Origin of the sequence: Hahella sp. KA22, assembly GCF_004135205.1 — a bacterium.
In the GTDB taxonomy this organism is placed as follows: Bacteria; Pseudomonadota; Gammaproteobacteria; order Pseudomonadales; family Oleiphilaceae; genus Hahella.
The window spans coordinates 5,477,342-5,491,669 of sequence record NZ_CP035490.1 but is presented as its reverse complement, the minus strand read 5'-3'; the positions used below and the strand labels follow the sequence as shown (position 1 = coordinate 5,491,669).

The window sequence follows — 14,328 nt, the reverse complement described above, 5'->3', positions numbered from 1 at the left end:
TGGCGCGGAGCGCGCTGGAATGGATCTAGGCCGGAAGCCTGTCTGCAATGGATAAAGCCCGGCCTTTTTTACTTCCCCTCTCTTAAATCTCCCCCTCCTTTTTGCCAGACAATTTACCTTTACCTCAAAAGTTCTACTGTTATGCTAGTCGCTGTTGAGGCGACGATTGTGTTGGCCTTCGGATTACTATCGCATCAAGGAGCTAAAATGCATGTCATGCTGAAGCGCGTTCTGTGCTTTATCGTTTTGCAGTGGATGGTTGTCAGCGCCCAGGCTGCTGAGGATAAAGGATTATTCTGGAGAGTGGAGTCCGGTGGCGGGACGGCTTATCTGCTCGGCGCTATCCACTTCGGATCCGACGAGTTTTACCCCATGCGTCGCCAGATTATGGATGCCTTCAAACGCAGCGATGTATTGGTTGTGGAAATGGATGAAAAGGCGATATCGCCAGAGAAGCAACAGGAAATCATTCAACGTACGGCGTTTTATCCCAACGGCGAAACCATTCATGATCACCTGTCTCCAGAAACTATAAAGTTGCTTAAAGAGCGACTCAGCCTGCATCAGATTCCATTGCTGGCGATTGAGCGCCAGCGTATTGGTTTCATCGAATTGACCCTGGCGGCTCTGGAAGCAATGCGCTTGGGCTATTCGCAGGATAGAGGCATCGATTTCTACTTCATGAGTCAGGCGAGAGGCAGTAAGCCTATTCGCGAGATAGAATCTTTTCAGGAGCAAATGGAGTTGGTGATGAGTCTGCCTGAGGTAGAGGAGGCCACTCGGGAAGAGCTGTCCAAAATGGACGAGTATGAGAAGATTTGGGGTGAAATGGCGACTGCGTGGAGAAAAGGGGATGCGGAGGCGATGTATCGACTGGCGATCAGCGACCCTTTGAAAGAAACGCCTGCCGCCAAACCTGTCTACGAACTGATGTTTGACGGCCGTAATCCAAAAATGGCGAAGTCGGTGGAGAACTGTTTGCAAAACAGAGAGATCTGCTTTGTCGTGGTTGGCGCAGGCCACTTGGTGGGGCCTGGCAGTGTTGTGGACTTGCTGCAAAAACAGGGTTATCAGGTTTCGCAGCAATAGCTGAGCTCTGTATATTGACAGGGTCTACGGAAGCTAAACTACGCTCACGTTGGCTTCCGTATGTTCCTTCAATTTATTCCACAGCTTCTCCAAGCTGGGGTGCTTGTTATCTCTCTTGCGATAAAAGCGTACTTCCAAGTCAGTGTAATATCTCTCATCTCCAGCAGGTTTCATTCTGCCGTAGCGAATGCTTTCCTGCGCCAGCCTGAATGGTATCCAGCCTACGCCGAAACCTTCCCGGATCATGGCTTTAACGCTGACAGAGTGGAAGTTCTTGTTGACGGTCACCAAGTGTAAATCGTTCTGTGCGTGGGTGATCGTATGATGAACAACCGGCTTGAGAAAGGCGTTATCGTGGTAGTCGATAAAGGGAATGGGCCTTCTTTTGTGTCCGGGTAATACGAACTTGGGGGCGCCTGACTCATCCACGGAGCTGCATGGCAACAGCCGTTCACTAGCGATCTTTACATATTCAAATACATTGGGCGATGCATCCGCCAGTAGTTCAATACTGGGGTGCCAGTAACACAGCATGATATCGCACTGCTGTTCCATCAATGCGTGGGAAAAATCGCGGACAGTCCATGCTGTTGAGTGGAGATTCAAGTCCAGTGCAATATCCAGCGAGCGACTGAACGGCTCCAGCCACGCTTTATAAAAAGAAAGGTAAAGCGTTTGCGTCGTTGCAAAAACCAGTCGGCTTGATTGTTCTTCACGAATCGCGTGGCATTCTTCCCGTGTATCCCTGAGGATGCGGGTGATTTTGTCAGCGGCGTCAAGAAACAGTTCACCCGCTGGCGTCAGCGAAAGAGGCAGGGTATTCCTGTCCACCAGCTGTACGCCCATTTCTTCTTCCAGAAGTTTTATCCGACGGCTAAATGTCGGCTGCGTCACATTCTGCTCGTCTGCGGCGCGTGAAAAGTGCCGGGTTTTAGCGAGAGCTATGAAGTCTTCAAGCCAACGAATTTCCACAGATCTACAGTCCGCTATGATTTTATTGTTAGGGTGGGTTGAAAAAGCCGGCTAATCTAGCCGGCCTTCTTCAACAGCATGACATGCCACCTGTGTTCCGTCTACCTCCCTTAATACGGGGACTTCACGTTTGCAGCGATCGTTGGCGTGAGGGCAGCGGCCGTGAAAAACACAGCCTGAGGGTAGATTTACCGGGGTGGGCACTTCACCTTTGAGGCGGATAAATTCAGGCTTTTCGTCTTCCAATCGTGGAATAGCGCTGAGCAGGGCTTGGGTGTAAGGATGCCGGGGCGCCGCGAACAGTTTGCGAGCCGTAGTGACTTCGCAGAGGGAGCCCAGATACATGACCGCGACGCGGGTGCCGAAATGCTCAACGACGGACAAGTCGTGGGTGATGAACAAATAGGTGAGGCCGCGTTGTTCCTGGGCGTCCATCAGCAGGTTTAATACCTGCGCCTGAATTGATACGTCCAGTGCGGAAATAGGTTCGTCGGCGACAATAAACTCGGGGTCTACAATCAGTGCGCGCGCAATACTGATACGCTGACGCTGACCGCCGGAGAACTCATGAGGGAAGCGTTCGCCCCAGGAAGGGTCAACGCCCACTGACTTCATGACTTCCGCCACTTTGTCCTTCAACTCTCCGGTGGCGAGTTTGGGCTGGTGCCAGCGAATTGGCTCCTCAAGCGTTTGCTTGATGGTCATGCGTGGATTCAGCGATGCATACGGATTCTGAAAGATCATCTGCATCTTGCGGCGGTACGGCATCATTGCGTTGGACGACAAGTGGTCTATACGCTTGCCTTCGTAGCAAATTTCACCGCCGCTGGGAGAAAGAAGCCCCATTACGACGCGTGCGACCGTGGACTTTCCGCAGCCGGACTCGCCGACTACGCATAGCGCTTCGCCTTTTTGCACATCCAGAGAAACACCGTTAATGGCGTGCACGTACTCGCGCTTCATGTGGAAGCGGCCGTTGGCGAAACTGATTTGATCCAACCAGTCGCCATGTATCGGAAACTTTTTGTATAAGTTTTTGATATTCACCAATGCTGTCATAAGACCGGACTCTTGTAATTCTATTTCTCTTCGGAAGCGGGGACGTTAGCCTGTTTGATCATGTCCTCCACCATATGGCATGCCACGCGGCAACCACCGGATATAGTAAAGTCCGGCTGTTCCTTCTCGCATCGCTCTTGCGCATAGGTGCAACGAGGATGGAAGGCGCATCCTTTGGGAATGCGTTGCAGCGGAGGCATCGCTCCGGGAATCTGGTATAGACGTTCTCCAGGCACGCCCTGCTGCGGTAAGGCGTTGATCAGGCCTTGCGTGTAGGGATGCTGTGCGTCATTGATGATTTCCTTGGTCGGGCCTTGCTCGATTATTTTTCCTGCGTACATGACGATCATCTGTTGCGTGACCTGGGATACAACGCCCAGATCGTGAGTGATCAGGATCAGACCCAGGTTCTGGCTTGTGCACAGTTCCAGCAGCAGATCCATGATCTCCGCCTGGATGGTGACGTCCAGAGCGGTTGTAGGTTCATCGGCGATGATGATGTCTGGATTCAGCAATAGAGCGATGGCGATAATGATGCGTTGCTTCATACCACCGGAAAGCTCATGAGGATATTGGTCCAGGCGTTTTTCCGGAGAAGGAATCTGTACAAGCTTGAGCTTTTCCAGGGCGATTTTTCTCGCGTCTTCTTTGGACACCCGCGTGTGCGCCTGCAGACATTCAACCATCTGAGCGCCAACTGTCAGCACGGGGTTCAGGGTCATCATGGGGTCCTGAAAGATCATGCTGATGCGATTGCCGCGCACGTTGCGCAGTTGGTCGGAAGACATCTTCAACAGGTTTTTTCCGTCGAAATTGATCTCTCCGCTGGAGATATAGCCGGGGCGGCTCAGCAAGTTGAGTATGGAGAACGCGGCGACGGATTTACCTGCGCCGGATTCGCCCACAATGCCCAGGCGTTGGCCGCGGTCAACGGTGAAGCTGATGTCCCGCAGGGCGGTAACGGCGCCGCTGCGCAATCCAAATTTTACTTCCAGGTTTTTAACTTCTAATAGCGCCATGGATCAGCCCTTGTAAAGCTTGGGATTGAGAACGTCGCGCATCCAGTCGCCCAGCAGGTTCACCACCAGGACAAGACAGATCAGCACGATGCCGGGAATGATGGTGATCCACCAGGAGCCCGAGAAAATAAACTCAAATCCGCTGGAAATCAGGGAGCCGAGAGACGGTTTCGAAGGCGGCATGCCCAATCCAAGGAAGGACAAGGATGCTTCCGAGATAATGGCGTTGGCGATCTGCACTGTGGAGATGACCAATACTGGCGACAACGTGTTCGGCAGAATATGGCGGAACATGATGCGATTGGAGCGCAGGCCGATGACTCTGGCGGCGTCCACATACTCTTTCTTACGTTCAGCCAATACGGTGGCGCGAACAGTTCGGGCGTACTGAGGCCATTCGGCGATACCGATAACCATAATCAGCATGAACAGCGCCAGCTCCTGGTACAGCTCTGCGCCAAATGCGGCCTGGAATACAGCCAGGACAATAATCGCCACCATCAACGTGGAGAACGATAGCTGGATGTCCGCCAGACGCATCAGGAAGTTGTCGACCTTGCCGCCGAAATAGCCGGCGATCAGACCAATGACGATGCCCAGGAACGCTTGCAGCAATACTGCGCAGACGCCGATCATCAATGAGATGCGGGTGCCGTAGAGAATGGTGCTCCACATATCGCGCCCTTGCGCGTCGGTTCCGAACACAAAACGCTCGTCTCCGTTCTCCTGCCAGTTTGGCGGGATTTCCGCATCCATAATGTCGACCTGAGTGAGGTCGTAGGGGTCAAAGGGCGCCAATACAGGCGCCAGCAGGCTCGCGGACAAAATCAGCGCGAATATCGTGAAACTGACGATGGCGATCTTGTCTTTCTTAAAGCTGTGCCAAAAGTGAGAGTCTTTAAACTGCGCCCATCGGCTCGGTGAAGCTTTTACGTTTGATTGCATGAGGGTTACTCTCCTTCCTGATGCTATTGCTTACCGGCCAGTTTTACGGTTGGGTTAACCAGTCCGTAAATCAGGTCCACGATAGTGTTGGTAATCACGAAGATGGCGCCGACGACAATCAGATAGGCCACGATTAAAGGCGTATCGACGCGGTTCACCGCTTCCAGAAACAGGAAGCCCATACCAGGCCATTGGAAAACCGTTTCGGTCAATATCGTATAAGCGACCATGGTGCCTATTTGCACGCCGCCGACGGTAATGACGGGCAGCATGGTGTTTTTTAGCGCATGCAGAAAGTAGATACGTTTCGGATTCAGGCCTTTCGCCCAGGCGTAACGGACGTATTCTGATTCCAGCACTTCCATCATTTCCGACCGGATGAGGCGGATAAATAATGGCAGCATGATGGAAGACAGAGCAATTGAGGGAAGAATCAAGTGCTTGATGCCATCCCAGGTAAAGAAGCCAGAGTCCCAATAGCCGAACACATGGACCAGCTCGCCGCGTCCGAATGAGGGCATTAGCCCCAATTCTATGGCGAAGACGTACATTAACAGGATGGCTGTGAGGAATACTGGTATGGATATCCCGATAATACTGACCCCCATCACCAGTTTTGAAAACCAGTGGTGCGGTCGAATGGCTGAAAACACGCCGAGCGGCACCGACAAAAGGACGATGATCAGCGTAGCGCCGAATACCAGTTCCAGGGTGGCGGAAAGTTTTTTGAGGATAACCTGCAAGGCGGGCTCTTTAAAAAAGTAAGAGTCGCCAAGATCTCCCTGAACGGCTTTTTTTGCGAAACGCCAGTACTGGGTAAGGAAGGGGTCATTGAGTCCCATTTCTTCCCGCAGAGCGTTACGTTCTTGTTCTGATACGGCTTGTCCCACCAGTTCACGAAGTGGGTCGCCAAGATTGTCTTGAATGGAGAAGCTGATCAGGCTGATGACGAACATCACCACCGCAGCCTGAGCGATTCTGCGAATTAAAAATGCCAACATCTAATAGATACCTAAGGCGTTAAAAGGAGAGCCAGATTCTTTCCCTTCGGACAGCAGTCCCATCACTGCTGTCCGATCCCCTCCAGAATCTGGCTCTGATTCTTTGCCTGAATGGCGGATTAATCAAGCTTGGTTAGCTTACTTAATCACCAAGTCGCCGAAGTACGGGAAGTCCATAACGTTCAACACTTCTTCGGCGCCGACATTCTTTTTGGAGGCCCAGGCCAGGTCCTGCCAGTGCAGCGGGATAAAGGCGCCTTCGTCGTACAGAGTCTTCTCAATGCTCTGCATGATTTCCGCGCGTTTCTTGGCGTCAGTGACCTTGTTGGCCTCTTTCACCATTTCATCCACTTTCGGGTTGCAGTAGTTACCGCTGTTGTACTGTCCTGCGCCAGTCTCGGTATTTGGACACATCACCAGGAACTCATAGAAGTTGTTGGAGTCCTCGGTGTCAGAGTGCCAGCCGATCATCATGATGTCCGCGGAGCGAGCATCGAACTCAGGCCAGTATTGCGCTTTCGGCAGGGTTTTCAGGTCCACTTTGATGTTGATTTTCGCCAACATGGCGGCGGCGGCCTGCGCGATTTTCTCGTCGTTCACGTAGCGGTTGTTCGGCGCCATCATGGTGATGGAGAACCCTTTTTCGTAACCGGCTTCTTTCATCAGCTCTTTGGCCTTTTTCAGGTCAAAGCGAGGCTTCAGGTCCGCGTTGTAACCCAGGTAGCCTTTCGGGCTTAACTGAGCGGCTGGCGTGGAGAAGCCTTTCATGATTTTTTCGCTGATAGCTTCCTGGTTGATCGCATAGTTGATCGCCAGACGGACGCGAGGGTCCTTGAATTCTGCACGACGATTCTGGTTCATCTGGAAAGTGATGATGCGAGTGCCGCTCATGGTGACCAGCTTGGAGTTTTTGTCGGACTCAATGCGCTTAAGGTCGGTCGGCGGTACTGGCGCGATATAATCCACGTCGCCGGAAAGCAGCGCCGCGACGCGAGTCGGGTCTTCTTTGATAGGCGTCAGGATCATTTTGTCGACGTTACCGGGAGACTTGGTGTCCCAGTAGCCTGGGTAGCGGGCGAATTCAACTTTTACGCCCTGTTCGCGGTAGGACACAGTGAAAGGTCCGGTGCCGGAGGCTTTGCGTGAGGCGAAAGAGTTGCCGTGCTTGACCAGCAGGTCTTTTGGCTGGCCGTTGTCGTCCGTGCCGCTGTAGAAAGCGCTGTCCATCGGGAACAGATAGGTCGCGTTGTTCAGCACCAGTGGAAAAGGCTCTTTGGTCACCAGATCGATGGTGTAGTCGTCAACAATTTTAACGTCCGCGAATGGCTCGAAGATTCCCTTGAAGTCTGGAGACTGTTTCAGACGATCGAAAGTCCACTTCACATCTTTGGCGGTGAATGTGTTTCCGGAGTGGAACTTAACGTCTTTGCGCAGGTGGAAGCGCATGGTCAGGTCGTCGACTCTCTCCCATTTTTCCGCCAGGCGCGGTTCGAATGTGAGGTCTTTGGTCCAACGAATCAGAGGATCGAACAACCAATGAGACAGCTGCAAGGTGCCGCCGGAAAGTTGTTCATGAGGGTCGAGTGAAACGGGGTCTGCGTCCAGCGCGAGCTTGAGTGTCGCGGCGTTAGCGTTTACCAGGCCTAGTGACAGAACTGCCCCGGCAATGATACCAAGAGTCTTTTTCATTGTTTCGTCTTCCTTCTTTGTTGGGAATGACTGTTTATTATGAGCGACCGGAAATATCCGTCCTGGAGCCACCAGCCGCGTCTACTGCCGACAGGTCAGCATTAGAAGGCGTTAAATCAAGTTAGCGTTGATTCAGGTTATCCCTAAAGAAATGATACATGGTCGTTAGAAGCGAGTACTGCATCATGAGATAAGCAGACTAATGGCTCGCCTATGAATCAGACAATCGAAATTTCGACACGTCTCATGCATGAAACGTATAAGTATGCACCCGTATTGTGAAACGCCGAAATTAATTGGTGCAGATAAAAGCAGGGTTTATGCGATATTTTCTCACCTTGATTTAAGGGCTCCTAAGTGTTTGAAAAAAGGGGATCTGTAATAAAAATGGCGAAAAAAGAACCTATCGACTATATTAGGTGGTCGGCTTCGCCATAGATTTTGCGTATACGCCAGCCATTCGAAATCCAAAATTAATGCAAGGGATTGTTCGCCAGCGCCAGTCGCAAGAAAGCTATCGCAAGTCCGCCTTCGGTCATCAGGGGAATCCTGTCCCCGTCCTGTTGTAAAAACTTTGTTGGAGCAAAGTGAATGGAAAATATGTATCCCGCTGGTCCCGCCTCAGTTCCTGAGAATCTAACTCGCCCCACTGCGGGCTATAAGCAGAAGGCCTGGCTCGCCATGGCCGGGCTGGCTTTGTTTGTCACACTCTACTTCTTTCTGGCGGGCTGGTTCAGCTGGATAGCCGGTAAACGGTTATACGCCGCCTATCTGGGTGGGGATGAGGTGTTGTTTAACGCGATCGCGGGCGCTCTTGCCGCATTTCTGGCTCTATTTCTGTTGAAGGCGTTGTTTTTTGTTAAACATGGACATGAGTCCGGCGATATTGAAATCAAGCCGGATCAAGAGCCCAGGCTCTTCGAATTTTTATATCGGCTGGCGGACGAGGCGGGGGCGCCGAGACCGCATCGCGTCTTTTTGTCGCCACGGGTCAATGCCGCCGTATTCTACGACCTGTCGATCCTCAACCTGATCTTCCCCTCCAAGAAAAATCTGGAGATCGGTCTCGGACTGGTGAACGTACTGACTTTGGGTGAGATGAAAGCCGTCCTGGCTCATGAGTTCGGGCACTTCGCCCAGCGGTCGATGGCGGTGGGACGATGGGTTTACGTGGCGCATCAAATTGCCGCCTACATCATCGCTGAACGGGATATGTTCGATAACTTTCTGCGCGGGCTGTCTCGATTCGATTTACGCATAGCCTGGATCGGCTGGCTGTTGTCTTTGATCGTGTGGTCCATACGATCCCTGTTGGACACGGTGTTCAGTCTGGTGGTGATGGCGCAGCGTGCGCTATCGCGGGAAATGGAATTACAGGCGGATCTGGTGGCGGTGTCTTTGACCGGCAGCGACGCCCTGGTGCACGCGCTGCATCGTTTGCAGGCGGCGGATGAGGCCTGGGATCGCGCCTTGCATTTTGTCGGTGGGGAGTTGAGCGAGAAGCGCGGGGTACAGGATATTTTCGCTGTGCAAAGTCGCGTCATAGAAAGCATTGGTAAGATTCTGGACAAACCCGACTATGGCTGCGCCCCTTTGTTGCCAGAAGCGAATCCGGAAGCGCATCGGGTTTTTAAATCCGCTTTGGCGCAACCGCCTCGTATGTGGGCGACGCACCCGGAGAACTCGGAAAGGGAGAGCAACGCCAAGCGTGTCTATGTGGCGGCGCCTTTGGATGAACGCTCGGCCTGGGAACTATTTTCCGACCCTGCGGCGATGAAAGCGCAAATGAGCGCTCACCTGATTCGTCTGGAAAAGGAGGCGGAGCCGGCGGATATTCAAGAGTCTCTGTTGAAGCTGGACAGCCAGTTTGACCGGGCGTATCTGAATCCTGCATACCGGGGCGCTTATCTGGGACGTTCAGTCGTGCGTAGCGCCGAGACAGTTGACGATTTATATGACAAGAAACCTATTACGAACGCCATCAGTACTGAATTGGCGGCCCTGTATCCAGAAACCTTGACGGCGGACCTGGAGCGTTTGCGTAATCTGGAAGAGGAACGGGTTTCGCTGCAGGCGGTATACGACAAAATTTTCACTGCTCCTGGCGGCGTTATTCGTCATCGCGGGCAGGAGCTGAAGAGGGCGGAGCTGCCGGATGTTATTGCCGAGCTGGATAAAGAAGTTCGAGACGCCCGTGAACAGATTTGCCGCCATGACCGCCGTTGCCGCAGCGTGTTTCGCGCAGCGGCTAAATCCCTTGCAGGGGGCTGGGATGCCTATCTGACAGGCTTGGCGGCGATGTTGCATTACGCTGATCACTCGGAGGCGAATTTAAGGGATGCGCAGGGATTGTTGGCCAATGTGGTCGCAGTCATCACTGCGGACCGCAATGTCAGCTCCCGTGAATTGAAGCGTTTGTTAGTCGTGGCGGAAGAGGTGTATCAAATTCTGCGCCTTGATTTCGCGGTGGCGGTGGAGGTGACTCTGGACGCCACATTGAGTGAAAAACTTGGCTTGTCCAGCTGGAGTGAGGCGTTTGGCGAATTCAAGTTGCCGCCGCCCAGCAAGAACAATATCAATGAATGGATGCAAGCCATTGATAGCTGGATAAACAGCGCCGCTGGCTGCTTTTCTGCGCTCAGACATGCAGCGTTGGAGCAGTTGTTGTTAACGGAGGCCAAAGTGGCGCAAAGCCTGAGAGACGGAGAGCAAATCGGAGAGGCTCCGAAGCCTTCCCGGGCGCCTGCGAAATATTCGGTGCTGCTGCCGGGTTCTGAACGTAAGCGGCAAAAGCGCCTCGGACTTTGGGACCGTTTCCAGACTGCGGATGGCGTTGCGCCTGCTTTAGCCCGATTTATTATTGCATTAGCGATCGTCGGGGCGGCGCTGGGAGCAGGGCAGTTTGCGGAGCTTTTGGCGCGTTAGCGCCTTAAACAACTTCTTGTGCAGGCAAAAAGAACCCGGCGTGAGCCGGGTTCTTTGCGTTTACGTCAGCGTGGTAATCTGACTGTCAGGTAGTTGGAAGGAGTGCTTGCGCCGCAGGCATTTTTCGCCACCACTCTTGGGTAGTAGACGTAACCTTTTTGCAGCTGGTAGAAGTCCACGTAATTGCCCTGGGTGCTCTGATAAGGCTTCCAGGATCTGGTGTAGCCATCCCAGGTTTGCACTTCATACTGCGTGGCGCCGGTTACTTTTGGCCAGGTCAACCTGAACTGGGTGGAGTAGACGTAGGAAGACTGCAAGCCGGCCGGCTTGGCGGGTGGATTCGTACAGCCTTTACTCTGGGGGATAACCACTTTGATCCAGTTGGTCGCCTGTCCGGAGCCGCACTGATTCTTGGCGTACACACGATAATACTCGGTTGTGCCCAGACGGCTTGCTGTGACTTCCATGGACGTCGCATCCGTTTCCTTATGGTCGCGCCATTCCCGGCCAGTCCATTTTTGCACGGCATAGGAAGCTGCGCCATCTGCTGCGCTCCAGCTCAGAGTGAAGCGTCCATCAGTTACATCTGATGCCGCGAATGCGCCGGGGACGCCTGGCGCCTGAGTGCAGTCTTGGCTGTCAGTCAACTCCACAGACAGGTACTCAGAAGGCGTGGAGGTTCCGCAGGCGTTCTTGGCGGATACTCTGACCCATTGCGTGCTGCCTTGCTCCAGGCCGTTGACGGACAAAGTCGTCTCAGCAGTGTCTTCCAGAGCTTCCCACTTGGAAGCGGATTCGTTCCAGATTTCAGTGTGATAGCTTTCCGCCCCGGATACTGCGCTCCAAGTGAAGCTGAATGAGGTTGCGCCGATATTCGCAGAAGCCAGGCCTGTTGGCGTAGCGGGCGCCTCTTTGCAGCCGGAATCAGAGTCGCCCAGCGTGATTGTCCAGGTATTCTCGGCGATCAGCAGTTTGTTGGGATCTTTGATGACGCGAGACGTCTTGTCCGCTGCGACGGCCTTCAGCTTATACACGCCTTCCTGATACTTACCGCTGTTAAAAGTGAATTCCGCGCCTTCGCCTACTTGTTGGTCATTCAGATACCACAGGGTTTTCACAGTGTGAGAAGAAGTATCCACTGGCGTAACGGAAAAGTCTCTGGACTCGCCTTGCCCCATGGAAATATCGATCTGTGCGGGATTGGCTGAGTCGATGACATTCACGCGGCCGTAGATGCGGCGCACGATCTCACTTTCGTTGACGGCGTAGAAAGGCTGGCCCAGCTCCTTCATCATGGAGTTCTGTGTGGGGCGGTACATGCCGCGAGTACAGTACATCGCTCCCTCAAATACGCCGACATTGGAATCGACATCCATCCAATGTCGCCATTTGGCGCCACTGGAATTGGCTGTGGCGTTGGCGTTGTCCGGCTCGTGCACCTGACAGGTTCCATAGTCGTATTCGTCAGCCAGTTTGGCGAAGCTGTGGCCCAGCTCATGCAGCGCCAGATCGATGGCTTGCGGCGCCAGGGACATGGTGGCTACCTGACCGCCCGCGCCGCCGTATTTTTCGGTGTTGACCACGACCAGGACTTTATCCATGGCGTTAGCCGGCACGACGGACTTCAGGTAGTTGAGTACTTTGCTCTCGTCGACGCAAAGCAGGCGTTCAATGTTATAGCAGTTAAAGTAGGCGCCGAACTTGGTGTCGATAGGGCCGCCGTTACCAGCGCCGCTTTGGTTGCTCGGTACTTCCACGCGCCATACGTTGAAGTGGTTTTTGTACTCTTTATAGATATCTTCGCCGAAGTAGCCCTCTACGATTTTGCGTACGTCTTCTTCGAACTTGCTGAGGTCGCTGTTGGTGTAGCCTTCGGAAACCAGCACCAGGTCAGCCCGGTTTTCTGAGTCGCCGGTTTTGAATACGCTGAATACGCCGTTATCCGCCTGGGCTTCCAGGCTCACTGAGGCGGCTGTCTGCGCCGTCTGTTTCTTTCCCAGCTTAATGCGCTGCAACAAATTGAACTGGTAACCGGAACGCTGTTTCTTGATGGCGTTCAGCTCCAGGGTGCGGATATCCAAACGGTTGGGGACGTCCAGACGCAAGGTGCCTGTGTTCTTGACGATCTCTTCCGCGATTTCCACTTGGCCGCTGTCAGGATCGAAAGCTTCCGCATGCATCAACAAAGGATTGTCGACAGCCTGTCGATAGACTTCGCGGCCCTCGGCGTCCTTACCAATCACCATCAATTGGTCGTCGGAAACGATTTCATCGTCTTGATAAAATTTGGCCTGTTTGGCGATTTTGTCTTTCACGCTGGCGTTGACGCCTGCGGAAAGGTCGCTGGGATTGGCGGCGTTGACTTGAGTGCGATCCAATTGGATATGCAGCTCGGTCACTGATTCTGCTGTGGCGAAGGCGGATGAGCACAGCAAAAAGACAGGTATGAATAACTTCGCAAGCGCCTTCATTTCTAGCTCTCCTTTCAGGCAAAAGGTCCATGGACGGGATATGCGCCGGAGTTTGTGCGTCGGCGGCATCATCCGGAATCATCCATTTCTCGTGGTTAATGACATGCCCGGAGCCTTAAATCCCTCTGCGCCGGACTGGTTAATTGATAAGCATAGCCGCTTAATAATACACAGGAGCGGAGGCCTTTTATGTAGTTCCTAGGAGCTATGCAGGAGGGCGTATGGCTTGTTAAATCAATGGCCTAGGCTTATTTCGAAATGTAAGGGGGATTTGCTTTCCGGCATAACGCCAGCTCTAAATAACGTAGGGGAATAAAGAAATGCTTTTTTCGAATAAATTAATTGAAGCGGATAATTACGGAGGCGCTTTTTAAATAGGCGTATGTTCTGTTTGCAGATGAATTCGCCGGGGACAAAGCGTATGAAAAATTAGGAAAATTATTCTCTGACGCTTATTATCGGATGCAGGCCGCATGGCCTTAGAAGCTTTTATTAAATTTTTATGAAGGGTGTCTCCACTGTGATCGAACATATCAAAGGCAGTCTGCTTGAAGCTCAGCGGGCTCTGGATGACTTTATCGCCAACGCGGAGGCTTTGCGTAGCGTGGAGGCGGCGGCCGAGACGTTGATTAAAACCTATGAGCGCAAGGGACGGGTATATTCCTGCGGCAACGGCGGCTCCATGTGCGACGCCATGCACTTCGCAGAGGAATTGACCGGGCGTTACCGTAATAACCGGTCAGGATTGGGCGCGATCGCCATCAGCGACCCCAGCCACATGAGCTGCGTCGCCAATGATTTTGGCTACGACTATGTTTTTTCAAGATATATCGAAAGCCATGGCCGTGAAGGCGACAGTCTTATCGCCATCAGCACCAGCGGCAAGAGCCCAACTATTCTCAATGCGGCGAAGGCGGCGAGAGAGCAGGGCGTCAGCGTGATCGCCCTGACGGGGAAGACGGGCTCACCCCTGGAAAGTCTGGCGGACGTATGTATCTGCGCTCCCGGCGGCTCGTACGCAGACCGTGTGCAGGAACTGCACATCAAAGTGCTGCATATTCTGATTGAATTGGTGGAGCGCCGTTTCTTCCCGGAAAACTACGAACAGGCTTAGGCCCTGACGTTAGGCGTCTCTTAATAAAAAACCGGGCATCAGGC

The 14,328-nt window shown here is 53.1% G+C and carries 10 protein-coding genes; 3 read left to right on the top strand and 7 right to left on the bottom strand.

What is annotated here, in order from left to right; all coding sequences use genetic code 11:
* Positions 1-207: 207 nt before the first annotated feature.
* Positions 208-1,089 carry a TraB/GumN family protein gene (locus EUZ85_RS24205; protein ID WP_127972731.1) on the top strand — a complete coding sequence of 294 codons (882 nt, stop codon included), beginning with the start codon at positions 208-210 and terminating at the stop codon, positions 1,087-1,089.
* A 33-nt stretch (positions 1,090-1,122) separates the two neighbouring features.
* On the opposite strand, the gene EUZ85_RS24200 is transcribed toward EUZ85_RS24205, so the two are convergent.
* The 6 genes from EUZ85_RS24200 to EUZ85_RS24175 form a co-directional block, all read right to left on the bottom strand.
* Positions 1,123-2,061 carry a LysR family transcriptional regulator gene (locus EUZ85_RS24200; protein ID WP_127972730.1) on the bottom strand — a complete coding sequence of 313 codons (939 nt, stop codon included), beginning with the start codon at positions 2,059-2,061 and terminating at the stop codon, positions 1,123-1,125.
* A 51-nt stretch (positions 2,062-2,112) separates the two neighbouring features.
* A complete protein-coding gene (locus tag EUZ85_RS24195) occupies positions 2,113-3,120 on the bottom strand; it encodes an ABC transporter ATP-binding protein (RefSeq protein ID WP_127972729.1) in 1,008 nt (335 codons plus the stop codon).
* 20 nt (positions 3,121-3,140) lie between these two features.
* Positions 3,141-4,139, bottom strand: a complete 999-nt coding sequence (locus EUZ85_RS24190; RefSeq protein ID WP_127972728.1) for an ABC transporter ATP-binding protein — start codon at positions 4,137-4,139, stop codon at positions 3,141-3,143.
* A gap of 3 nt (positions 4,140-4,142) precedes the next feature.
* Positions 4,143-5,084: an ABC transporter permease gene (locus EUZ85_RS24185; protein ID WP_127972727.1), complete on the bottom strand. Its 942-nt coding sequence runs from the start codon at positions 5,082-5,084 to the stop codon at positions 4,143-4,145.
* 23 nt (positions 5,085-5,107) lie between these two features.
* Positions 5,108-6,085 (bottom strand): ABC transporter permease, encoded by a 978-nt coding sequence (locus tag EUZ85_RS24180; RefSeq protein WP_127972726.1) that lies wholly within the window; start codon positions 6,083-6,085, stop codon positions 5,108-5,110.
* Positions 6,086-6,223: 138 nt separating this feature from the next.
* Complete coding sequence (locus tag EUZ85_RS24175) at positions 6,224-7,774, bottom strand: ABC transporter substrate-binding protein (protein WP_127972725.1); 1,551 nt, start codon at positions 7,772-7,774, stop codon at positions 6,224-6,226.
* A gap of 591 nt (positions 7,775-8,365) precedes the next feature.
* Between EUZ85_RS24175 and EUZ85_RS24170 the strand changes: the two genes are divergently transcribed.
* The gene (locus EUZ85_RS24170; RefSeq protein WP_127972724.1) at positions 8,366-10,699 is read left to right on the top strand and encodes a M48 family metallopeptidase; all 2,334 of its coding nucleotides are present in this window, start codon (positions 8,366-8,368) and stop codon (positions 10,697-10,699) included.
* 65 nt (positions 10,700-10,764) lie between these two features.
* On the opposite strand, the gene EUZ85_RS24165 is transcribed toward EUZ85_RS24170, so the two are convergent.
* A complete protein-coding gene (locus tag EUZ85_RS24165; protein ID WP_127972723.1) occupies positions 10,765-13,170 on the bottom strand; it encodes a M64 family metallopeptidase in 2,406 nt (801 codons plus the stop codon).
* Between the two features lie 520 nt (positions 13,171-13,690).
* Between EUZ85_RS24165 and EUZ85_RS24160 the strand changes: the two genes are divergently transcribed.
* Positions 13,691-14,284: an SIS domain-containing protein gene (locus EUZ85_RS24160; protein WP_127972722.1), complete on the top strand. Its 594-nt coding sequence runs from the start codon at positions 13,691-13,693 to the stop codon at positions 14,282-14,284.
* The last annotated feature ends 44 nt before the right edge of the window (positions 14,285-14,328 follow it).

Bases quoted from the DNA above. Each gene is read 5' to 3' on its own strand.
- EUZ85_RS24180 (WP_127972726.1), bottom strand. From the start codon at position 6,085: ATGTTGGCATTTTTAATTCGCAGAATCGCTCAGGCTGCGGTGGTGATG.
- EUZ85_RS24195 (WP_127972729.1), bottom strand. From the start codon at position 3,120: ATGACAGCATTGGTGAATATCAAAAACTTATACAAAAAGTTTCCGATA.
- EUZ85_RS24170 (WP_127972724.1), top strand. From the start codon at position 8,366: ATGGAAAATATGTATCCCGCTGGTCCCGCCTCAGTTCCTGAGAATCTA.
- EUZ85_RS24175 (WP_127972725.1), bottom strand. From the start codon at position 7,774: ATGAAAAAGACTCTTGGTATCATTGCCGGGGCAGTTCTGTCACTAGGC.
- EUZ85_RS24185 (WP_127972727.1), bottom strand. From the start codon at position 5,084: ATGCAATCAAACGTAAAAGCTTCACCGAGCCGATGGGCGCAGTTTAAA.
- EUZ85_RS24190 (WP_127972728.1), bottom strand. From the start codon at position 4,139: ATGGCGCTATTAGAAGTTAAAAACCTGGAAGTAAAATTTGGATTGCGC.
- EUZ85_RS24165 (WP_127972723.1), bottom strand. From the start codon at position 13,170: ATGAAGGCGCTTGCGAAGTTATTCATACCTGTCTTTTTGCTGTGCTCA.
- EUZ85_RS24205 (WP_127972731.1), top strand. From the start codon at position 208: ATGCATGTCATGCTGAAGCGCGTTCTGTGCTTTATCGTTTTGCAGTGG.